The sequence below is a fragment of the Flavobacterium sp. LM4 genome (assembly GCF_002017935.1).
In the GTDB taxonomy this organism is placed as follows: domain Bacteria; phylum Bacteroidota; class Bacteroidia; order Flavobacteriales; family Flavobacteriaceae; genus Flavobacterium; species Flavobacterium chungangense.
Map to the genome: position 1 here is coordinate 1,939,400 of NZ_MUFW01000001.1, position 23,157 is coordinate 1,962,556.

22 protein-coding genes are annotated in these 23,157 nt (G+C 33.5%); 9 read left to right on the forward strand and 13 right to left on the reverse strand.

The genetic code is table 11. The annotated features are described in order from the left end of the window. Positions 1-21: 21 nt before the first annotated feature. The gene (locus BXU10_RS08670) at positions 22-723 is read left to right on the forward strand and encodes a porin family protein (protein ID WP_078226997.1); all 702 of its coding nucleotides are present in this window, start codon (positions 22-24) and stop codon (positions 721-723) included. On the opposite strand, the gene BXU10_RS08675 is transcribed toward BXU10_RS08670, so the two are convergent. After that, positions 718-1,323, reverse strand: coding sequence for a hypothetical protein (locus tag BXU10_RS08675; RefSeq protein WP_223255412.1), 606 nt, complete (start codon positions 1,321-1,323; stop codon positions 718-720). The two genes, BXU10_RS08670 and BXU10_RS08675, sit on opposite strands and share 6 nt — an antisense overlap. 133 nt (positions 1,324-1,456) lie before the next feature. Between BXU10_RS08675 and BXU10_RS08680 the strand changes: the two genes are divergently transcribed. The 4 genes from BXU10_RS08680 to BXU10_RS08695 all read left to right on the forward strand — a co-directional run bounded on the left by BXU10_RS08680 (position 1,457) and on the right by BXU10_RS08695 (position 6,046). Continuing rightward, entirely contained in the window at positions 1,457-3,925 is a 2,469-nt protein-coding gene (locus BXU10_RS08680) for a bifunctional UDP-N-acetylmuramoyl-tripeptide:D-alanyl-D-alanine ligase/alanine racemase (RefSeq protein ID WP_078226998.1), read from the forward strand. 68 nt (positions 3,926-3,993) lie between these two features. Then, on the forward strand, positions 3,994-4,377 hold the full coding sequence (mscL, locus tag BXU10_RS08685; RefSeq protein ID WP_031454144.1) for a large conductance mechanosensitive channel protein MscL: 384 nt from the start codon (positions 3,994-3,996) through the stop codon (positions 4,375-4,377). 170 nt (positions 4,378-4,547) lie between these two features. Then, positions 4,548-5,537 carry an aspartate-semialdehyde dehydrogenase gene (locus BXU10_RS08690; RefSeq protein ID WP_078226999.1) on the forward strand — a complete coding sequence of 330 codons (990 nt, stop codon included), beginning with the start codon at positions 4,548-4,550 and terminating at the stop codon, positions 5,535-5,537. 107 nt (positions 5,538-5,644) lie between these two features. Further along, complete coding sequence (locus tag BXU10_RS08695; RefSeq protein WP_078227000.1) at positions 5,645-6,046, forward strand: SMI1/KNR4 family protein; 402 nt, start codon at positions 5,645-5,647, stop codon at positions 6,044-6,046. A 54-nt stretch (positions 6,047-6,100) separates the two neighbouring features. Here the strand turns inward: BXU10_RS08695 and BXU10_RS08700 are convergent, their stop codons facing one another. From BXU10_RS08700 to BXU10_RS08730, 7 genes are all read right to left on the reverse strand, one after another. Further along, positions 6,101-6,418 carry a 2Fe-2S iron-sulfur cluster-binding protein gene (locus BXU10_RS08700; protein ID WP_007805184.1) on the reverse strand — a complete coding sequence of 106 codons (318 nt, stop codon included), beginning with the start codon at positions 6,416-6,418 and terminating at the stop codon, positions 6,101-6,103. Between the two features lie 64 nt (positions 6,419-6,482). Next, on the reverse strand, positions 6,483-6,965 hold the full coding sequence (locus BXU10_RS08705) for a hypothetical protein (protein WP_031454147.1): 483 nt from the start codon (positions 6,963-6,965) through the stop codon (positions 6,483-6,485). A 215-nt stretch (positions 6,966-7,180) separates the two neighbouring features. Next, positions 7,181-7,420, reverse strand: a complete 240-nt coding sequence (locus tag BXU10_RS08710; RefSeq protein ID WP_017494691.1) for a NifU family protein — start codon at positions 7,418-7,420, stop codon at positions 7,181-7,183. A gap of 144 nt (positions 7,421-7,564) precedes the next feature. Continuing rightward, complete coding sequence (locus BXU10_RS08715) at positions 7,565-8,695, reverse strand: Mrp/NBP35 family ATP-binding protein (protein WP_078227001.1); 1,131 nt, start codon at positions 8,693-8,695, stop codon at positions 7,565-7,567. A 202-nt stretch (positions 8,696-8,897) separates the two neighbouring features. Beyond that, positions 8,898-11,327: an ABC transporter permease gene (locus tag BXU10_RS08720; protein ID WP_078227002.1), complete on the reverse strand. Its 2,430-nt coding sequence runs from the start codon at positions 11,325-11,327 to the stop codon at positions 8,898-8,900. Positions 11,328-11,454: 127 nt separating this feature from the next. Further along, the gene (locus BXU10_RS08725; protein ID WP_078227003.1) at positions 11,455-12,162 is read right to left on the reverse strand and encodes an ABC transporter ATP-binding protein; all 708 of its coding nucleotides are present in this window, start codon (positions 12,160-12,162) and stop codon (positions 11,455-11,457) included. Positions 12,163-12,282: 120 nt separating this feature from the next. Further along, positions 12,283-13,530, reverse strand: coding sequence for an efflux RND transporter periplasmic adaptor subunit (locus tag BXU10_RS08730; protein WP_078227004.1), 1,248 nt, complete (start codon positions 13,528-13,530; stop codon positions 12,283-12,285). Between the two features lie 156 nt (positions 13,531-13,686). On the opposite strand from BXU10_RS08730, the gene BXU10_RS08735 reads away from it, so the two are divergent. From BXU10_RS08735 to BXU10_RS08745, 3 genes are all read left to right on the forward strand, one after another. After that, complete coding sequence (locus BXU10_RS08735) at positions 13,687-15,030, forward strand: sigma-54 dependent transcriptional regulator (protein ID WP_078227005.1); 1,344 nt, start codon at positions 13,687-13,689, stop codon at positions 15,028-15,030. Continuing rightward, the gene (locus BXU10_RS08740) at positions 15,027-16,352 is read left to right on the forward strand and encodes a PAS domain-containing sensor histidine kinase (RefSeq protein WP_078227006.1); all 1,326 of its coding nucleotides are present in this window, start codon (positions 15,027-15,029) and stop codon (positions 16,350-16,352) included. Before BXU10_RS08735 ends, BXU10_RS08740 begins: the two co-directional genes overlap by 4 nt. A 241-nt stretch (positions 16,353-16,593) precedes the next feature. Continuing rightward, entirely contained in the window at positions 16,594-17,874 is a 1,281-nt protein-coding gene (locus BXU10_RS08745) for a L,D-transpeptidase family protein (RefSeq protein WP_078227007.1), read from the forward strand. A gap of 14 nt (positions 17,875-17,888) precedes the next feature. Here BXU10_RS08745 and BXU10_RS08750 read toward each other — a convergent pair whose 3' ends face one another. The 5 genes from BXU10_RS08750 to BXU10_RS08770 all read right to left on the reverse strand — a co-directional run bounded on the left by BXU10_RS08750 (position 17,889) and on the right by BXU10_RS08770 (position 21,965). Then, positions 17,889-18,215, reverse strand: a complete 327-nt coding sequence (locus BXU10_RS08750; protein WP_078227008.1) for an MGMT family protein — start codon at positions 18,213-18,215, stop codon at positions 17,889-17,891. A gap of 141 nt (positions 18,216-18,356) precedes the next feature. Beyond that, positions 18,357-18,992 carry a LysE family transporter gene (locus BXU10_RS08755; RefSeq protein WP_078227009.1) on the reverse strand — a complete coding sequence of 212 codons (636 nt, stop codon included), beginning with the start codon at positions 18,990-18,992 and terminating at the stop codon, positions 18,357-18,359. A 39-nt stretch (positions 18,993-19,031) separates the two neighbouring features. Further along, the gene (trmB, locus tag BXU10_RS08760) at positions 19,032-19,709 is read right to left on the reverse strand and encodes a tRNA (guanosine(46)-N7)-methyltransferase TrmB (RefSeq protein ID WP_078227010.1); all 678 of its coding nucleotides are present in this window, start codon (positions 19,707-19,709) and stop codon (positions 19,032-19,034) included. Between the two features lie 122 nt (positions 19,710-19,831). After that, positions 19,832-21,211, reverse strand: a complete 1,380-nt coding sequence (locus BXU10_RS08765) for an ammonium transporter (RefSeq protein WP_078227011.1) — start codon at positions 21,209-21,211, stop codon at positions 19,832-19,834. Between the two features lie 262 nt (positions 21,212-21,473). Then, complete coding sequence (locus BXU10_RS08770) at positions 21,474-21,965, reverse strand: nuclear transport factor 2 family protein (RefSeq protein ID WP_078227012.1); 492 nt, start codon at positions 21,963-21,965, stop codon at positions 21,474-21,476. A 415-nt stretch (positions 21,966-22,380) separates the two neighbouring features. Between BXU10_RS08770 and BXU10_RS08775 the strand changes: the two genes are divergently transcribed. Beyond that, positions 22,381-23,064, forward strand: coding sequence for a hypothetical protein (locus BXU10_RS08775; protein WP_078227013.1), 684 nt, complete (start codon positions 22,381-22,383; stop codon positions 23,062-23,064). Positions 23,065-23,157 lie beyond the last annotated feature (93 nt).

Below are 23,157 nucleotides of genomic sequence, written 5' to 3' on the forward strand. Positions count from 1 at the left end.
CTCATAAAACTCAAACAAACTATGCGATTATTTTTTAGTTGTTTATTTCTGATATCGTTTTTCAATGTTTTTTCGCAGGAAGAAAAACCTCAAGAAAAGCCGGTAATTAAAATTGATTCATTGTACAGGGAAGATCAGTTTTATTTTACGGTGGGCTATAATCTGTTGACTCAGAATCCGGAAGGGCTTAAACAGGATAAATTTTCTGCCGAGATTTCTGCCGGTTTTTTAAGAGATATGCCAATCAACAAAAAAAGAACTGTTGCCATTGCAGCAGGTTTAGGTTTAACGTATCAGAATTATTTTCAAAACCTGACTATTTCTGAAAGCCAGGACGGAACACTAATTTATGGAGTAAATGATTATAATGAGTTTGTTTCAAATAAATACAGGCAATATTTGGTAGATCTTCCCATTGAGTTTAGATGGAGAAATTCTACTTATGAAAGTCATAAGTTTTGGAGGGTTTATGCCGGATTAAAATTAAGCTATGTTTTAGCCAGCAAATCTGTTGTAGATGATGGCGAAAACACTTATATAGTTCGAAATAATTCCGATATCAACAGGTTTCAGTATGGCGCAACTATTTCTGCGGGTTACAACACCTGGAATGCTTATTTGTATTATGGACTGAATCCTTTGTTTAAAGACGTTAAAACTGTTTCAGGAGAAAGCGTAAAAATGAAAACCATGAGTGTGGGGCTTATTTTTTATATTTTATAACCACAAATACAGAAATAAAACCTGCGGAATTATTCCGATTAAAAATCCTATTAACAATTCCTTGTACGTATGGGCATTCATTTCAAGGCGAGATGAAGCTGCGATTCCGGTCAGTAAAATTAAAAGTGCCGGCCAGTACGGATTATGTAATTGCAAATGCATATTAAGTCCAATTACAAAAACGGCACAACCACTAATTGCCATCATATGCAGGCTGGCTTTTATCTTAAAAAGAGAATAAATCAGAGCCATAATAGTACTGAATAATCCGCCCAGAAAAAAGAAATGCAGTTCAGGGTAGCGAGTAATAACAATGCTTCTTTTTACCAGTAATATAAATAAAAAACACTGTAAAATTAAGGGTATTATTCGTTGCGAGGTTTCATGTATCATGACCGATTTTACATTACCGGTGGAGCGAAGCAATAGAAAAAATAATAAAGGGACAATAACGGTAATAATGAGTATTTGAAATAAAACAAAATATTTTTCCTGGATAGTAAAGGCATCATCCTTATAAAAAAGATAAAATAAGGTCGCATACATCGATATAAAAATTGGATGTAATATATAGGAGAATATCGGAAGTATTTTTTTCAAAATGCAGTAATTTGAGGTGTCTAACAAATATAATTGAAATATAAATAGCTTTTTGTAAACCCTTTATTTTTTAAGAAAATCACAACTCTTTTCAGTCTTTAATGTTTAATTTTGAAAAAAAAGAAACTTCTAAATGAGCGTAAACTTAAAAAGCCTTGTTTCGGTTCTTAATGCCGAATGGATTGGCTCAGATCTAACTGTTTTTATTGAACAGATTTCGATTGACAGCCGTTCACTGCAAAACGGTTCTCAAACTTTATTTTTTGCATTGTCCGGAGTAAATAATGATGCGCATTCGTATGTTTCTGAACTTATAGATAAAGGAGTTCAGAATTTTGTAGTTGAATATATTCCTGAAAATTGTGTCGGAAAAGCCAATTTTTTAGTCGTAAAATCTACTTTAGATGCCCTTCAGAAGTTTGCCGCTCATCACCGGCATCTTTTTGACTTTCCTGTTATCGGATTAACGGGAAGTAATGGAAAAACGATCGTAAAAGAATGGCTTAATTTTTTATTAAGCCCTGATTATAATATTATACGAAGTCCTAAAAGTTATAATTCACAGGTTGGAGTGCCACTTTCGGTGATTGCGATTAATGAGAAACATAATTTAGGCATTTTTGAAGCCGGAATTTCGACGGTGAATGAAATGGAAAAATTAGAGCAAATCATAAAACCCACAATAGGACTACTTACCAATATTGGAACTGCACACGACGAAGGATTTTTAAATCTAGTACAAAAGATTGATGAAAAACTGCTTTTGTTTAAAGACTGTCCGGTTATTATATATCAGAAAAATGAAATTGTAGATTCCTGTTTATCTCAATTTTCGGCCGAATATATGCTGCATCCCCGAAAACTTTTTTCATGGAGCTATATCGATAATACAGCCGATGTTTTTGTTTCGAAAAGAGAAAATAAAAATGAAACGACGCATATTCAGTATCATTACAAAGGGAGAAGTCATGACTTAAAAATCCCTTTCAGTGATTCCGCTTCACTGGAAAATGCAATTTCCTGCTTATTGGTATTGCTTAATTTTGAATATGATGCTGAGACGGTTCAAAATCGGATGTACGGATTGTATCCGGTTGAAATGCGTCTGGAAGTCAAAAATGGAATTCATAATTGCAGTATTATTGACGATAGTTATAGTTCTGATTTTCAATCGATTAAAATAGCACTGGATTTTTTAGAAAGCCAAAAAAAGAATGCATCCAAAACAGTTATTTTATCTGATATTTTTCAAAGCGGATTTTCAAACGAAGAATTATATTCTAAAGTTTCCCAACTAATTGCAGATAATAAAGTCAATCGTATAATTGGAATCGGCACAACCATTTCGTTATTTAAAAACAAATTTTCGAATTGTATCACATATCAAAACACTGCTGAATTTATCAATGATTTTGAAAATCTGAATTTTAATAACGAAACCATTTTAATAAAAGGAGCAAGGTCGTTTCAGTTTGAAGAAATTGTAACTTTACTGGAAGAGAAAACGCATGAAACGATTCTTGAAATCAATCTGAATTCCATTAGCCATAATTTAAATTTCTTTAAATCTAAATTAGCAAGTGATGTTAAAATTATGGTTATGGTAAAAGCATTTGGCTATGGAAACGGAGGATTGGAAATAGCAAAATTGCTGGAACATCATAAAGTTGATTATTTAGGAGTGGCTTTTGCCGATGAAGGAATTTCACTTAAAAATGGCGGAATCAAATTACCAATCATGGTCTTAAATCCTGAATCGACGAGTTTTGCATCGATTATTCAATATCAGTTAGAGCCTGAAATTTATAGTTTGAAAGGATTAAATGCTTTTTTGAAGATTGCCCGTGAAAAGAATCTAAAAGATTTTCCGATCCACATCAAACTCGATACCGGAATGCATCGTCTGGGTTTTGAAGAAAATACAATAGACGAATTGATTGCTGCTTTAAAAGGAAATTCAACAGTACGCATCCAGAGTATTTTATCGCATATGGCGACTAGCGATGATATAAAGCATTATGAATTTGCAATGTCGCAAATTCGATTGTTCGAAAAACTCTCTTCAAAATTAATGAATGAATTAGGAGTAAACCCAATCCGTCATATTCTGAATACTTCCGGAATCAGTAATTTTCCGGATGCGCAATACAACATGGTACGTTTGGGAATTGGACTTTATGGTGTTTCAAACGATCCCTCAGAACAAAAATACCTGGAAAATGTAGGGACTTTAAAATCGATTATTTCGCAGGTTCGTACTATTCCTGCAGGCGACAGTGTCGGCTATGGAAGAAGATTCATGGCAGAAAAAGAAACCAAAATAGCAACAATTCCGATTGGTTATGCTGATGGGATTTCAAGATTATGGGGCAATCAGATAGGTTATATTACGATTAAAAATCAAAAGGCGTCTATTGTAGGAAGTGTCTGTATGGATATGCTGATGGTAGATGTTAGCGAAATTGATTGTAAAGAAGGTGATTCGGTTACCATTTTTGGAGAATCTCCAACAGTAATAGAAATAGCAGAAGCTTTAAAAACAATTCCTTATGAAATTCTGACCAGTATTTCACAAAGAGTAAAAAGGGTATTTTTCAGATAGTTTTTAAAGAAACTTTCAATAAAATTACGTATTTTCGATACCTATTAATTACATAAAAATAAAGAATTATGGGATTTGTTTCAGAATTTAAGGAATTTGCAACGAAAGGCAACGTAATTGATTTGGCTGTCGGTGTAATTATTGGTGCTGCTTTCAATAAAATTGTAAGCTCATTAATTGATGATGTTATAACACCATTGATATTAAAACCTGCTTTAGAAGCTGCTCATTTATCAAGTATTGAACAATTAACGGCTTTTGGAGGCATAAAATACGGAATGTTTCTTTCGGCAGTAATTAACTTTATAATTGTTGCTTTTGTTTTGTTTCTAATTATTAAAGGAATAAACAATCTGAAAAAGAAAGAAGCACCTGCTCCTGCACCGCCTGCCGGACCAACGCAGGAAGAATTGCTTACACAAATTAGGGATCTTTTGAAAAATAAACAATAATATAGATACCGCTACACTAAAGTCTAACTTAACCGTTCCATAATTGGGACGGTTTTTTCTTTTTGTTTAATTTGTAACAATTTGTTATTTTTTGTGAATCGAATTGTAATCGTTTTTATTATCCTTACTTTTACATTCTAAATTAGAACATTCATATAAAAAAATATAAAATGAGAATAGCGGTTGTAGGCGCCACCGGTATGGTTGGCGAAATAATGTTGAAAGTTTTAGCAGAAAGAAATTTTCCTGTTACAGAATTAATTCCAGTTGCTTCAGAGAAATCTGTGGGTAAAGAAATCGAATATAAAGGTCAGAAATATAAAGTTGTTGGTTTGCAGACTGCGGTTGATTTAAAAGCTGATATTGCTGTTTTCTCTGCCGGAGGTGATACTTCATTAGAGTGGGCTCCAAAATTTGCTGCTGCCGGAACAACGGTAATTGACAATTCATCTGCGTGGAGAATGGATCCGACAAAAAAACTGATCGTTCCTGAAATCAATGCCGAGTCTTTGACGAAAGAAGATAAAATTATTGCAAACCCAAACTGCTCTACGATTCAAATGGTATTGACATTGGCTCCTTTGCACAGAAAATACAATATCAAAAGAATTATCGTTTCGACTTACCAATCGATTACCGGTACCGGTGTAAAAGCGGTGAGACAATTAGAAAATGAATACGCAGGAGTTGAAGGTGATATGGCTTACAAATATCCAATTCACAGAAATGCAATTCCACAATGCGATAGTTTTGAAGCTAATGGATACACTAAAGAAGAAATGAAATTAGTTCGTGAAACTCAAAAAATACTTGCAGATAATACCATCAGAGTTACGGCTACTGCAGTTCGTGTTCCTGTTGTTGGAGGTCACAGTGAGGCTGTAAACGTTGAGTTTACAAATGATTTTGATGTAAAAGAAGTTCGCGAAATTTTACAAAATACTGATGGAGTAGTGGTTCAGGATGACCTGGATGCGTTTTCTTATCCAATGCCTTTATTTGCAGAAGGTAAAAATGAAGTTTTTGTTGGAAGAATTCGTCGTGACGAAAGCCAGCCAAATACATTAAACATGTGGATCGTTGCTGATAACTTAAGAAAAGGAGCAGCTACAAACACAATCCAGATTGCAGAATATTTAATTCAGGCAGGTTTGGTATAAATCAGAGGTTACAAAAATTGTTATAAAAAAACCGTAATTCCTAAAAGTGATTACGGTTTTTTGTTTTATAATTTATCATAACTTGCAGTTTAAATTTATGACAATATATGGCATTTCCAATAGATCTAAAATACATAATTGAGGCAGAAAGGGAGTTAGAGGTTGAATTTCCATATGAATTCAAACAAAAAATGATCAACCTCAATGGAGGTGAATTAATAACAGAAGATGATCACTGGCAACTATATCCCTTTTTTGATAAATCTGATAAAAAAAGAATAAGCAGAACTTGTAATCACATTGTTTTAGAAACAAAACAAGCTAAAAAATGGAGTGGTTTTCCTCTAAACGCAATTGCCATTGCAACAAATGGCTGTGGGGATAAATTGATTCTTTTTCCATTAAATGGTAATGAAAAAAAGTTAGGTGAAAATATATTTTTATGGTTTCACGCAACTGGAAAAACGCAAGAAGTAGCAGAAACTATAAGCGAACTTATAGAAGAGTAATTTTTTGATAATACAAAAAAAGCGAGAACTATACATTCTCGCTTTTTTATATTTTTAATATTCCGGAGCCAGTTCAAGTTCCAGTCCTTCTAATTCTGTAGTAATTGGAATCTGACAACCTAAGCGGCTGTTAGATTTAACATAAAATGCTTCAGAAAGCATGGCTTCTTCATCATCTCCCATCTCCGGTAATGCAACATCATTTAGAACATAACACTGGCAGGAAGCGCACATAGCCATTCCGCCACAGGTTCCTTCAACAGGAAGTTCGTATGCTTTGCATAACTCCATTATATTCATTGCCATATCAGTTGGAGCCTGTAATTCGTGTATAACTCCTTCTCGATCTTTAATCTTTATTAATACATCCATTTTAAAATATTGGAATTTTACTTACTTAGAATTTGATAACGTGAACAAACTCTAAAATTATTTACTAACTATTTGGTTTTAAGCTAAATGCAAATTCTTTTCTGCTGCTTTCTTTCAGGTGCATTTTAGCCCCTAATATATTTCCGCCTTTTTCTAATAATGTAACAATGGCAATTACTGAATAATAATCTTTATCCAATTGAAAAATCAAAGTACCTTCATAAGTATTATTTACTACTCCTTGTTTATCTGTTGAAGATGATATTTTTCTTGGATGTGAAAATTCTGCTGAATTGTAAGCCGCCTTATTTGAAAATTTTGGCTTCCCTTCGCAAAAATCATATAAAAAATCATAATTACCTAATCTAAGGCTGCCTTCTTCATTGTTGTTGATAGAAAATACAATCTTTCCAGAATAGGTATAATCGGACCATTCTTCTGAATCATTAAGCCATGCTTTGTCTACAATTAATGTCTCTGAACTTTGTTGTGCGTAATTTATGCTAATAGAAAAAAATAATATAAATAGAATGTAATATTTTTTCATGATTTAAGATTTTAAGGGGTTATGTTGCAAATTTAAGTTAAAAATGCAACAATTTCTCAATAGAATACCTTAAATCTTTATATTGTTTTTTATCAAAATCATAAAAAAACATGTGTTTTAACAGCTTTGTATAAAAAAATATTACAAAAGAGGTTAAATGGCTATTATTCTTATTGATTATTTCAAATTTAAAAAAAGAATAAGTTACCCGTTTATTACATTATATTGACTACTGTTTCTATTTGTGGAGCATATTTTTTTATAGTTGTTTCTACACCCGCTTTTAAAGTCATCTGATTTACACTGCAACTTATGCATGCGCCTTCAAGACGAACTTTTACATGTTTATCGTCTTCAATTGAAATCAGTGTAATGTCACCACCATCAGAATTCAAAAAAGGTCTGATTTCATCAAGAGCTAATAATACGTTGCTTGTTAATTCTTCTGTTGTCATAATATTAATGTATCAATTAGAGAATGTTGCTAATTAGAGAATGTGTCAATTAGAGAATGTGTCAATTAGGTAATTCTTAAAACGATCCCAATTATTTCATTATCTTATTTTCAAATTATCTAATTAACTCATTGTCTCAATTATCTAATTTTTTTTAACTGCTGAACATCCTGCCATTGTTGTAATTTTTATGGCTTCTGTTGCAGGCAGGCTTTCGTTTCTGTTTACTGTTTCCTGAACTACATTTCTGGTAATTTCTTCAAATACAGTTTCAATTACTGAAGCAGTTTGCAAAGCTGCTGGGCGGCCATAATCTCCTGCTTCACGAATAGACTGAACAATTGGTACTTCTCCTAAAAACGGAACATTCAAATCTTCTGCAAGATTTTTTGCTCCTTCCTGTCCAAAGATATAATATTTATTGTCAGGTAATTCTTCTGGTGTAAAGTACGCCATATTTTCAATAATTCCCAAAACCGGAACATTAATATTATCCTGCATAAACATAGAAACACCTTTTTTTGCATCTGCAAGTGCCACTGCCTGAGGTGTACTTACTACAACTGCTCCGGTGATTGGCAATGACTGCATAATTGAAAGGTGAATATCTCCCGTTCCAGGAGGCAGGTCAATAAGCATAAAGTCTAATTCGCCCCAATCAGCGTCAAAAATCATTTGATTCAGGGCTTTTGCCGCCATTGGCCCTCTCCATATTACAGCCTGACTAGGTGCTGTAAAAAATCCTATAGAAAGTATTTTGATTTCATAACTTTCAACGGGCTTCATTTTAGATTTTCCGTCAACAGTAATCGAAATTGGTTTTTCATTTTCAACATCAAACATAATTGGCATTGATGGTCCATAAATATCGGCATCAAGAACACCAACTGCAAATCCCATCTTTGCCAGTGTTACAGCTAAATTTGCTGTCACTGTAGATTTTCCAACACCACCTTTTCCTGAAGCAACGGCAATAATATTTTTGATTCCCGGAATAGCACGACCTTTAATTTCGTTTTTCTCAGGAGTTTCTACTTTAATGTTTACTTTAATTTTTGCTTCCGGCGATACCAACTCATGAATTGTTTTTTTGATATCATCTTCAGCTCTTTTTTTGATATGCATAGCTGGCGTGTGAAGCACCAGGTCAACTACCACTTCATCACCAAAGGTAATTACATTGGCAACAGCGCCGCTTTCGACCATATTTTTTCCTTCTCCGGCTATAGTTATCGTTTCTAAAGCTTTAAGAATTTCTTTTCTATCTAATTTCATTTTGATATTGTATTTTTCTAATGATTGAAATCAATTTAAAAGTGATATTTATTTAAACCAATTTCAGATTGCAAAGATAACAGATTATGTTCGGATTTTTTAATGTTTTGAATTGTATTTGTTGATAGCCAGATTGAGGAAATGAATCAAAAAAGAAACCCGGCAAAATAATTCTGCCGGGTTTCAAAAGTGATTGACTGCTTTATTCGTATTTCAAATATTTTAATATATCGATTTTAGTAACCTGATAAGCTTTTGTTAAAACAATTATTAAAGTCAAAAGCAATAAGGAAACCAGAGAAATACCAAACGGAATAATTGAAACATCAATTCTGAAAGCAAAATTTTCAAGCCATTTTTGCAATAAAATATAAGCAGGAACAATTCCGATTAAGAATCCCAGTAAACAAAAAATGATATATTGTTTTGATAATTCCTTAAGCAAAATATCGGTTTCTGCACCCAATGTTTTTCTGATAGCGATTTCTTTTAATCTTCTTTCCATCGAGAACGAAGCCAAGGCAAATAATCCGAAGATGGCAATAACAATAACTACTAGATTTAAAATGAAAAATAAATTTTTTTGTTTTACTTGTTCCTCATATGTTTTTGCAAAGCCTTTGTTTACAAATTCATAATCAAAAGGATAGTCAGGATTTACGTTTTTCTCCCAATAGCTTTTTAATTGAGCCAGTGTTTCACTTAGATTATTTGGAGAAACTTTTACATAAAGATTATCAAAGTTATTCCATTTTAAAGTTTTAAGATTGATAAAAACCATAGGCGGTACTTTGCTTTGAAATCCCGTAATGTGAAAATCCTTTACAACTCCAACAACCTTAAATTTTAAATTTCCTTTTTCATTTCCCCAACCAGAACTTATTATAGTATTAATAGGATTTTTTAAGTTTAATGTTTTAGCCAGAGTTTCGTTAATCAGCCAGTTGTCAATCGTGTCTGAAGCGAATTTTGGTGACAAATTTCGGCCTTCGACAATCTTAATTTTCATCATTTCTAAAAAGCCAAAATCCATTTCAACATTTCGCGGCTGTACAAAAACGCCATTATGCGTAAAACCAGAGCTGGAATTGGTGCCGTTTCCAAAAGTACCTGCAAAAGTGGATGCCTCCTGAACTCCTGATATCTTAAGGATTTCTTGTTTTGTAGTTTGGTATTTTTGCGCTTTTGTTTTGTAATCCGGATAATTTAAAGGAATTTTGAGAACCTGATCGCCACTAAAACCAAGGTCCTTATCCATCATATAATCAACCTGAGAATTGACAATCAAAGCCCCAATAATGAAGAAGGCCGCAATTCCGAATTGAAAGATAAGCATCGAATTCCGAATCCAAATTCCGCTTTTACTTCTTGAAAAATTCCCTTTCAATACTTTTAAAGTTTCAAAATTTGAGATATAAATGGCAGGGAATATACCCGCAAGAATGATTACTAATCCAAATATTAAAATGAGCTGCAGGTAAAATTCACTGCCATTCATAGTCAAAGATTTCTTTAAAAATTCATTGTAATACGGCAATGAAAGTTCTACAATGGCTAAGGCGAACAAAATTGCAAGAACTACAACGATAGCCGTTTCAAAAATAAACTGACTGATAATCTGGTTTTTTGAAGCACCTACAATTTTACGAACCCCTACTTCTTTGGCACGTTTTATTGCTGAGGCAGTTGCGAGATTGATGTAATTTGCTAAAGACAAAGTAAGAATCAAAATAGACAAACCTACCATGATATAAAGCAATTGTAAGTTACCTTTTCCTTCAGGGAAATTAGGGCCATTAGGAGATTTTGTACCATGTAAACGTGCTGTAGCCAATTGGTCAATAATAACTATAATGTTGCCATTTTCTTTGATAAATTGTTCTGGTGTTACTCCTTCTTTTTTAGCTTCTTTTACAATTCTATTGACAAAATTTACGTGTTGCATCTTTTTTAAAACCGTTTCCTTATTAACCCCTTTTTTGGTTTTAATCATTAAGGTGTAACTGAAGTTGCCCCAATTATTAATGTCGTCCTTGGTTACCAAACCTGCAAAAACATAATCAGGTTCTACAGACGAAGGCCTTATGATTTTATAAACCGTTTTTACAACATAAGGTTTATTGTCCTTTGTAATGATTTTACCAATAGGATCTTCGTCTTTAAAAATTAATTCTGCGGTTTCATCAGAAATAGCAACACTGTTTTTTTCTTTTAAGATGTCTTTTTTGGCTCCTTTTAGAATTGGGAATGGAAAACAATTAAAGAAGTCATAATCCGCAACTATAATTTTTTTGCCTATCCATTTCTGATTTTTATGTTTTATGACATCTTCACTATACCATCCTGTGTAAAATGAAATAGATTCAATTTCAGGAATTGTTGCTTTGCAGGTTAAACCAAAAGGCACAGGACTTGAGTTCCATATATCGGCATTTGCGCCAAATTTATTTAGAACTTCATATACATTTTCTTTCTCAGGATTCCATTGGTCATAAGAATTTTCGTTATTCCAATATAAAATCGCAAAAATTATACCTGCAATTCCGATGCTTAATCCCAAAACATTTAAAAACGAAAACAATTTGTTTTGTTTCAAATGATAAATAAATATTTTAAACCAGTTAAAAATCATGGTGTATGTGTTTATGGTTATTCAGTTTTTTTTTAAACCGATTAGTTTTTAAATAATTGCGAATATTTGGCAAACAAACTCTATCAGAATTACGATTGCTGTTACAATAATTTTTATCATCTTGAAATTATTTAGCGTCCATAAAAACATCCACATTTCTCTGATTCAATTTTTCAGAGAATATTACACCATCTTTCATATGAATCGTTTTTTGCGAAAACGAAGCATCATAATCAGAGTGGGTTACCATCAAAATTGTTGCGCCTTTAGCGTGTAAGTCCGTCAAAAGCTCCATTACTTCATTACCATTTTTACTATCCAGGTTTCCGGTTGGCTCATCGGCTAAAATAATTTTTGGATCATTTACCAAAGCTCTGGCAACAGCAACTCTTTGTTGCTGACCGCCTGAAAGCTGCTGTGGAAAATGTTTCAATCTGTGTGAGATATTTAACTTCTCAGCAATAGCTTCAATTTTTTGTTTTCTGTCAGATGCTTTTACATTGTTATAAAGCAAAGGCAACTCGATATTGTCGTAAACAGAAAGTTCGTCGATCAAATTGAAATTCTGGAAAATGAATCCGATGTTTTCTTTACGAACTGCAGCTCTTCCTTTTTCTTTTAAGCCAATCATTTCCTGATCTAATAATTTATAACTTCCATTGGTAGCGCTGTCCAAAAGCCCAATGATATTTAGTAAAGTCGATTTTCCACAACCTGAAGGTCCCATGATAGTTAAAAAATCACCTTTTTTAATTTCTAGAGAAATACCGCTTAATGCTGATGTTTCTACTTCTTCAGTTCTAAAAACTTTGGTTAAATTTTGAATTGTTATCATAATTTTTTAGGTGTTAAATTTGTTAATGATGATTTTTGATTGATGATTGAAACTCTTTTTAATTGTGAATTGTGAATTGGTTTGAAAACTGAAACTTGAAACTTGAAACTTGAAACTTTTTTATTGCGTATTGCTTATCGATAATTCCTCTACATCTTTATAATCTGTATAAGAGGAAGTAATCACAGATTCGCCTTCTTTTAATCCCTCCAGAATTTCGTAACAGGATGGATTCTCTCTGCCTAACTTGATGTTTCTTCTTTCGGCTTTATTTCCTTTAACTACAAAAATCCATTTTCCGGCCGTTTCCTGATTGAAGCTTCCTTTGGGAACTACTAATGTTTTATTTTTCTCTGATAGAATCAGTTTTACGCCAAAACTTAATCCGTCTTGTAAAACGATTTCTTCTTTAGAAGTGAAAGCCAATTCTACGGTAAAATGCCCGCTTTTTACTTCCTGAATTACTTTTGTTACCAGAACTTCTAGTGTTTTTCCTTTATATTCTACCTGACCTTTTAAGCCTTCGCGAACTTTTTCCAAATAAAATTCATCAACATCGGCAGCAAGTTTGTACCCTTTTTTTGAATCGATTTTTCCGATGCTTTCTCCTGCCTGGAATGTTTTTCCCAAAACAGGTTCAAAGGATGTCAATCTTCCGGTTTCCGGAGCAGTAATCAAAAAGTTCTTTTTGTTGTTTCTCAAAATATCCAAACTTTTTTCCATCGTTTGAATCGAGCGGTTGATTTGCGAAATCTGGACCTGATTGGTTTGTTTTTCTTTCTGAATACTTTGCTGAATAGTTCTTTTTCGCTCTTCCTGAAAACGTAAACTTTCCTTAAAAGTATTCCAGTCATTTTTTGAAATCACATCTTTTTCGAACAATTTAGAATTCATATCGTATAATCTTTTGGCATCGTTATAATCGTGTTCGATTAAAACTAAATCTTTATTTAAGTTCAATTCCTGATTTCTAATATTCAGTTTCCCGGTATTCAAATTGTTGATCTGCTCAATAATTGCCGTTTCCTGAGTTAGATAATTCAACTCTGTATTTGGGTTGTATAAACGAGCCAGTGATTGTCCTTTGGTTACCATGGCGCCATTTTCAACAAAAATCTCTTTTACAGAACCTCCTTCTGTAACATTGACAAGCATCACATTCAAAGGTTCAACTTTGGCCTGAAAAACTACAAAATCTTCAAAAAAAGCTTTTTCAATTTTTTGAACCGATAGTTCATCGGCTTTTACATTTAAACTTCTTTTGGTGTTAAACGAAAAAAAGAGGATAACAGCCAAAACTAAAAAAACTCCAATTGCTATTGTGAGATATCTAAATTTTCTATTTTTACGAGGAATTACCTTGTCCATTTTTTAAATAATTTGCTGATAATCAATAGGTAAATACTGTGCCACTAAATTTATAATTTGTAAAGTATTGATTTTAAAAGAACTTTAAAAACCATTCAAAAAAGGAGTGTTCGATAATGAACAGTTGACCGTTCAAAATCGGACAAAAAAAGACAGATGCGAAAAAAACTAGCTCAAATATTAATCGTCGATGACCAGGAAGAAATTCTTTTTTCGGCAAAAATGATTCTCAAAAAACATTTTGAAACCATTTTTACGACAAATAATCCAAAAAAAATCATTTCTCTTTTAAGCGAAAATGAAATAAATGTGGTTTTATTAGACATGAATTACCGAATTGGTTTTGAAGACGGACGCGAAGGAATTCATTGGCTGAAAGAAATTAAAGCACTTTCGCCTAAAACAATTGTGATTTTAATGACAGCGTTTGGTAAAATTGAAACCGCTGTTGAAGGAATAAAAATTGGTGCTTTTGATTATGTTTTAAAGCCGTGGCACAATGAAAAATTACTTGAAACAATTGATAAGGCTGTCGCCGAAAGCAGAAAAAACACCAAAAAGCCTGTCATAGAAAAAACTGAAAAAAAATACTTTGTTGGAACTTCCCAAAAAATAAAACAAGCCTATTCTATTGCTGAAAGAGTAGCCAGAACCGATGCGAATGTTTTGATTCTAGGAGAAAACGGAACGGGGAAATATGTTTTTGCAGCGTTTATCCATCAGCATTCGGAAAGAAAAAATCAGCCATTTGTTCATATTGATTTAGGCTCTTTAAGTGATAACTTATTTGAGAGCGAACTTTTTGGATACGCAAAAGGCGCTTTTACCGATGCTAAAATTGATACTCCGGGAAGATTCGAAATGGCTTCTGGTGGTACTATTTTTTTGGATGAAATTGGTAATATTCCGTTGCATCTGCAAGCTAAATTATTGCATGTTTTGCAAACTAAAACCGTTACACGTTTGGGCGAAAGCAAACCAAGACCTTTAGATGTCCGAATTATTTCTGCAACGAACAGTGATATTAAAGCTGAAGTAAAAAATAAAACCTTCCGTGAAGATCTGTTGTATCGCATCAATACAATGGAAATTCATCTGCCATCCTTACGAGAACGAAAAGATGATATTGTTCCGATGGCTAATTTTATTCTCGATCAGATTGCCGAAAAATACAATCAGGAAAATTGGTCTTTTGAAGAAAATGCTGGCCCGTATTTAGAAAAATATCCATGGAAAGGAAATGTCCGTGAAATGGAAAATAAAATTGAACGTGCTTTGATTTTATCAGATAATAATACCATTTCTGTCCATGACTTAGATATTTTAGATTTTGAAGATTTTTTCCAAAATGATGAAAATCCGTTATCTGAAATGGAGAAATCCCCAATCGAGAAAGCGTTGTTCAAACACCATGGAAACATCAGCAAAACAGCTGAAGAATTAGGTTTGTCAAGAGCTGCGTTATACAGAAGAATTGAAAAATACGATTTGAAATCATGAAGAACTGGAAGTTTTATAACGCCTTATTTGTGAGAGCCTTGTTTGTCATGATTCTCTTTTTCTTTTGCATTTTTTTGATTTATAAGGTGTTTTATTACAATGCTATTTTAGTTGGGCTTTTTGCTGTTGTAATGTTGTTCGAAATGTACTTTTATGTCAAGAATCAATTGATGTTTTACGACAGAACTTTGCTTTCAATGCTTCAAAAGGACTTTTCAACGAATTTTCCGGAAGAGAATAAAAAAGACAATTTTAAAAGTTTATACCTTTTATATGATGCTTTAAAAATCGAACAGCAGGAACAGACCTCAAAAGAATTAGTGTATCAATCGATTGTGAATAGTATCGATACAGGAACTTTAATTTTAGAAAAAGACAATGACGAGTGGAATATTTTCCTGATGAACAATTGTTTTTCGAATTTGTTTAAAGTGCCAAAAGTAAGTCAATGGAAATACCTTAAAAATTATTTGCCGTCGCTTTGTGATGAAATTGAAAAAACAGAATTTGCCGAATTAAAATCGGCTATTTCGATTAAAATTGAAGAACAGGATTTGCAGACTTTTGTGCTCCAGACTTCGCTTACCAAAACCTATAATAAAGAGTATTTTATTATTCTGTTAGATAGCATTCAGCGTGTTATTGAGAAAAAAGAAAAAGAAGCGTGGATTAATCTGATGAAAATCATTTCGCATGAATTAATGAATTCCTTAACGCCAATACGTGCGCTTTCGCAGAATTTACTTCAGATTGTCGATCAGGAAAAACTCGAAGAAGATGATTTTGATGATATCAAAAGTAGTATTTCGACAATCATAAACAGGAGTGATCATTTACAGGTTTTTGTGGAAAATTATAGAAAGCTGGCGATGCTTCCAACCCCAACAAAAGTGATGACACCAATAAATGCGCTTTTTAATGATTGTCTCCGAATTATGAACCCAATTTTAAAAGCGGAGAATATTGAACTGATTAATGAAATAAATAGCTCACGTTCGATTTTGATTGATAAAAATCAGATGGAGCAGGTAATTATCAATTTGATTACAAACAGTATTCATGCTTTAAAAGACCGCGAAGAGAAAAAAATGTTTTTGTCAAGTTATACTGAAAATAATCGTTTTTTTATCATTATTTCAGATAACGGAAAAGGAATCGACAGAGAGATTCAGGACAAAGTATTTTTACCTTTTTTCACTACCCGAAAAGATGGTGCCGGAATTGGATTAACACTATCCAAAAATATTATCGAAGCTCATGGCGGTTATTTAAGTTATCAAACAGATGAAGACAAAACCAGTTTTGTTATCTGTTTGATTTGATAATTAATAGTTTAAAATTTTTCCTACTATACTTGATTATCAGCATGGTGTGAATTTTAATACATGTATAGGATATTCTATAAAATGATTTGTTTTCATGTAACGTAACTTTGAAGTACCCTAAATTTTTGATTTCCAATATTTTAAAAAATATAGTGAAAACTCATTTTGAAGGCTTCTAATATGTTTTCGCTGTTTTTTTTAAATAAAATTTAGTTATAAAATATTTAAAAATTACACCATGCGACATTTTAATATCACACTACTAATTATAGCAATTGGCTTTTTATTCTCTTCATTTTGTTTTGAGAATAAAGGAAGAAAATCAATAGTTGGCAATTTGTATTCGAAAGAAAATACTAATCCTGAAAATTTTATTGATAGCACATCTTCAGCAACCTTTTCAAAATCTTCTTTAAAAACAGTTCAGAATAGTAATCCTGATTCAATTAAAAACGAGACTAAGCCATTAAAAAAAGAAGCTTACCTTTTATCAAGACAGTATGATAAACTTCAACTGGCTTTAGAAAAATACGAAAAAATAGAAAGAAAAAAACTTTGGAAAAAAATTGATATTGACAGTGCAACTTTTAAAGATTTAAAACCTTTTGATAGCGGCGTTGCAGTAAAGCAAATTCGTGAGCGTTTATTTATAGATGGTGATTTAAAAAAAGATTCGAAAAGCACTATTTATAATGAAGAACTTATGGCCGGGGTTTTAAATTATAAAAAAAGATATGGTCTTGCTCTAAATTATAAATTGACGCTGGATCATATCAAACAAATGAACGAGCCAATATCAGAAAGAATCAAAACGATACAGCTAAACATGGAACGTTGTCGTTTAATTCCCGAAAATCTGATAAATGCAAGTGATTATATTATGGTAAACATTCCATCTTACCGATTGCTTTATGTTAAAAACGGACATAGTGAATTTACATCTGATGTTTTTGTTGGGACTAAATGGTCTGAAACGGAAATTTTCAGCAGTACAATGGACAAAGTGGTATTTAGCCCATATTGGAATGTTCCGCAGAGTATAATTGATAACGAATTAAAGCTTAACATGGCTTCGAATAAAAATTATCTGGAAGAGCATAATATGGAGTGGAATGGAGGGAAGGTAAGACAAAAACCGGGTCCTAAAAATTCTTTGGGACTGGTGAAATTTTTGTTTCCAAATCCATTTGATATTTACATGCACGATACTCCGGCCAAAAGTTTATTTCAGTTCGAACAGCGTACTTTTAGTCATGGATGTATCAATATTAAAGAAGCTAAGAAATTGGCGCATGTAATTTTAAAAGACGATGCCGACTGGCCATCAGAAAAAATAGATCTTGCGATGAATGGTGAAATTGAAACAACCTGTATATTGAAAAATAAAATTCCGATTTATATAGGTTATTTTACTGCATGGGTAAGTGAGGATACAGGTGAAGTCAATTTTTTTTCGGATGTGTATGAAAAAGACAAAGAAAAAGAAGTTGATGGATCCAAAAATGTGGTGATGGAGTAAGTGTCTGGAATTGGTTATAACGTCATTTCGGGCTGCCAAAAATGTTTTTCAAAATTTATAATTTGATTATTGACTACTTCAATGCCTTCGCTCTCTAGAAGCTGCTGCATTAAGTTGGTTCCGTCAAAATGATGTTTTCCTGTTAAGAGTCCTTTTCTGTTAACAACGCGATGTGCGGGAATATCTTCCATGTTATGGCAAGCATTCATTGCCCAGCCAACCATTCGGGCTGATCGTGCAGTTCCTAATGCTTTTGCAATAGCACCATAGGAAGTTACTTTTCCGTACGGAATCTGTCGCGCGATTGTGTAGACTTTTTCAAAAAAATTATCTTCAGCCATAGAGTTTGAATTTTGCCACAGATTAGAAGATCAAAGAGATTAATTAATAATTCTCTGTTACTATGCGGAAACTGTGCAAATCACTTTTTTTGCCCCATTTCTCAAAATCAGTTTAATCTTCTAATCTGAGGTTTATAATTTTTAACTAAAGTAATAGTTCAAAATATTAAAAAGTGTCACAAGAGCAATTAAACCGGTGATGCTTCCAATAATCGTATTCATATTGCGCATCATATAATCTGTCTTCTTTTCTATTCTTCCAAAGAAAGCGATATAACTGTATAAAACGGCAAAAGAGCCTAAAACAGAACCTAATACAAAAGTAAAAATAATGTTGTTTTCGAACACAAAAAGATGGTAAGAAGCTAAAGTAACACTTACCAGTACATAATACGGAATTGGGAAAAAATTCAATCCGGAAAGGAGCATTCCTAAAAAGAAGCGGCTTTCTTTACTCTTCTTTTTGATTTTTGATTTTTTGGTTTTGGGTCCTTTTGCTATAAATAAAAAATAAATGGTTAAAACTGAAAAGATACCAAAACCAACCTCTCTCAGTAATGCCACGACATCCGGTCTGCTATTAATAACCTGAGCAAATAAAACCGCTACGGAAACCTGAAAAAAAATGACTAAAACGGCACCAATAACAAACCATAAGGCATTTTTTTTTCCTTCTTTCAAATTTATTTTAGCTGCAGTCATGTTGATTAGTCCCGGAGGAATAATCCCAATAAATGCGGCAATAAAACCTGAAATTAATGGAGTGAGTAATGCCATTCAGTTATTTAATGGTTGAAAAATGATTTTAAAATTAAATTAGTCTTTAATTTTAAAACGAATATACGTAATTGCCTTATTAATTTCTAAATATTGTTTTTCGTAAAAGGTCTGAATTGAAGTTACAACTTCAGGACTTCCTTCATTTTTATATACGTTATGATTGGCGTATAAAACTTCGTGTCCTTCTCCATGCAATAATCCTAAAGTATAACCATGCATGAATTCGCTGTCGGTTTTCAGGTTTACAACACCGTCTTTTTTAAGGATTTTTTTATACAATTTCAAAAACTCAGAATTGGTCATTCTGTGTTTGGTTCTTTTGTATTTGATCTGCGGATCCGGAAAAGTAATCCAGATTTCGTCTACTTCATTTTCAGCAAAAATATGGTTGATTAACTCGATCTGAGTTCGTACAAACGCCACATTATGAAGACCGTCGTCAACAGCAGTTTTGGCGCCTCTCCAGAAACGGGCACCTTTGATGTCAATTCCGATAAAATTTTTGTCCGGGTATTTTTCTGCCAGTCCAACAGAATATTCGCCTTTTCCACATCCTAATTCTAAAACTAATGGATTGTCATTTTTAAAGAAATCGGTATTCCATTTTCCTCTTAACGGAAATGAATCGCTTACAACTTCTTCTCTGGTTGGCTGGAAAACGTTTTCAAATGTTTCGTTTTCCCTGAATCTTTTTAGTTTATTTTTACTTCCCACTTTTACAAAAATTTTCCGCAAAATTAAGGAATATAAACGAATGGACGAGGTGTAATTGAAGTTTAAATTTTAGCCGCAGTATTTTCAGGTTTTAATCTGAGAAAGCTGCGGCTTATTTTTGGTTAGTAATGTGGTTCGGTTATATGTGATGATTTTGGATCCAGTGTTTCATCATGTTGAGACAAATCCAGACCAATGTGTTCTGACTCTTCTGAAACTCTTAACGGAATAATGAAATTTGTTACTTTGAATAAGAAATAAGCTCCGAAAAAAGTAAATATTGAAACCAATACTAACGCCATCATGTGATGTCCAAAAACGCTCCATCCACCGTGAAGCAAACTTGCATCTTCGCCATGAGCGAATATGGCAGTAAGGATCATTCCCATAATTCCGCCAACACCATGACAGGCAAAAACGTCCAAAGTATCGTCGAATCTTTTCGAAAAACTGCAGTTTACAGCTGTGTTTGAAACCAAGGCTGTAATGAATCCGAAAAACATACTTTCGGGAACCGAGACAAAACCTGCGGCAGGAGTAATGGCAACTAAGCCAACAACAGCTCCAATACAGGCACCGAGAGCAGAAACTTTTCTTCCGTTCATTCGGTCAAAGAAAATCCACGTTAACATGGCTGCAGCCGATGAGGTTGTGGTAGTAGCAAAAGCCATGGCAGCAGTTCCATTTGCTGCAAGTGCAGAACCTGCATTGAATCCGAACCATCCAAACCATAACATTCCGGTTCCTAATAATACAAACGGAATATTGGTTGGAATATGCTGACTGTTTTTTCTTTTTCCTAAAACGATAACCCCGGCCAAAGCGGCAAATCCGGAACTCATGTGTACTACGGTTCCTCCGGCGAAATCTTTTACACCAAAATAGCTTCCTAAAACACCGGTTGGGTACCAAACGGCATGACATAAAGGAGCGTATATAAAAATGGTAAATAAGCTGATGAAAATTAAATAGGAGATAAAACGAACACGTTCTGCAAATGATCCTGTAATAATCGCAGGGCAGATAATTGCAAATTTCATCTGAAACAAAGCAAAAAGCATAAACGGAATCGTATTAGCCAATTGTTTGTGAGGCAAAACGCCCACATAATCCATAAAGGCAAAAGTAGTTGGATTTCCGAAAAAACTGTAAAAATGATCACCTGAACCAAAACCAACAGGCTCTCCAAACGCAAGGCTAAAAGCGACTACAGCCCATAAAAGCGTAACAACTCCTAAGCAAATAAAACTTTGTAACATCGTTGAAATCACGTTTTTCTTGCCCACCATTCCGCCGTAAAAGAAAGATAATCCCGGAGTCATGATTAAAACCAGACAAGAGGATGTGAGCATCCAGGCAACATCTGCCGGAACAATATGTTCAGTAGTACCAAACTCAGACAATACATAATCATTTTCTGTAACCGTTGGCCAAAATGCCCCCGTGATACAAACAATACTTATCATAATAAAGGAGATGATCCAGCGTTTTTCTATTTTCATTTTTCAAATACTTTATTTAACCCTATTTTTTTTGGGGGCAAAGTTAAAAAAAAATAAATATTTTAAATTTAAGGTCTGACAAAATAGAGGCTTGGTTTTTATTTTAGTAAATTTTATAAAATTCAGCTTCTTTTTTTGAGAGTATCTTATTTTGTGCTTCTAAATTTACGCTATTATTGTCAAATATATTATAATAGAATTGACATCCTGAGTTCTAAAGTGCCCGAAAGCTGATGATTGCAAACAGAATGACAGATATTGCTTATTTTTTTTGAAGTTTGGCAATCAAAATATCTTCGATGGGCCCTTTTATTTTTACTACTGAATCCACTTCATCATTCGGAATCGTCATGGATAAAACGTAATGTTGAATCTTCCATTCTTTTCCTACTTTGACCAAAACTCCTGAACCACGGCAAATTTTCATTTGTGTATTTAACAGCTCATCAAACCAGGCTATTTTTCCGCTTTTGTCAAAAAAGATATGACGTTCCAAAGCCGTAAAATTCCAGGTTGTTCCTTTATCGAAATACGGTTTCGCCCAGGCTTTAAAATCAGGTTTAATCCAGTTTTCGGTAGCGTCTGTTCCAATGTAAATCGCGTCTTCGGTCATGGCATTAAAATAAGCGTCGAATTTTACATCGGCCGCTGCTTTGTGCCAGGCGTCAAGTGTTTGATTAATTTTGTCTTTTTCGGCATTTTGGGCATTTGCAAAAACAGTAATAAATAAAAGTAATAGGATGGTCTTTTTCATGTATAAAGTATTTAAGTTTAAAGGTATTATTTTTTACCATATAAGTAATATAAGTTCATTTTAGTATTGTGTCTAGTATTGTGAAATTTAAATTTTACTGCTTGTTATTGAGTTCATAAAAGTTTATTCTAACACATAGAAAAACATAGTTTTATGTAGTAAAAAGAGTTGAATAAAGAAATACATTTCTTTACACATAGCTATGTGTTTTCAAATTAGTGAAACGCCTTTTTTCAGCGCTCCGAGACTATGTTTCTATGTGTTAAATAATTACAAAGCGATGAGATTTGTTCATTTTGATTTTCTTATATGTCTTTCAAAGGCTATTAACAAAGTAACTCAAAACTTAAATTATCTTATATCACTTATATGGTGGAAAAAATTTATATTTGAGTGCTCTTAAAATACCTCAATCATGAATTCAAAAATCTACATAAGTTCGATCATTATTGCCTCTTTAGCTTTTATTTCCTGCAAAAAAGAATTAGAAGTTCAGGAAAACACTTCAACATCTGAACTGATCCGATTAGGACTTGCAAAAGACACTTCTAAAACAGCTGCTCCGGTGGCACAGGCTCCGGCTACAAACCCGAATACGGTTTTAGGAGAAACAAAAGGATTAAATCCGGCACACGGACAGCCGGGACATCGTTGTGATATTGCCGTTGGAGCGCCATTGAATTCGGCACCAACGCAACAAGGACAAACTGTAACTACACAATCTGCACAAACGGTTCAGGTAAATCCGGGTCAGCCAAAAGTGGTAACTACGACAGCCGTTGCACAGCCTGTAAAAGTAGCCAAAGGAATGAATCCGTCACATGGACAGCCGGGACACCGATGTGATATTCCGGTAGGAGCACCTTTAAATTCGCCAGTTACAAAACCCGCTACTACAACCACTACCGCTGCTGCTCCACAAAGCGGAACAGTCGAAAAATCTTTTACGGTAACACCACCAGCAAACAATGCCGTTCCTGCTTTGTTAAGTACCGAAACTGCAAAACCCGTAGCGACAAAAGAAGGAACAAACCCGGTACACGGACAGCCGGGACACCGATGCGATATTGCCGTGGGAGCGCCATTGCCGAAATCTTAAATTAGTCGAAAGTCGAAAGTCGAAGGTCAAAAGTAAAAAACCAAATAAGTGATGTAAGTTCAGATAAGCATTAAGGGCTTAAATTAAAATGAA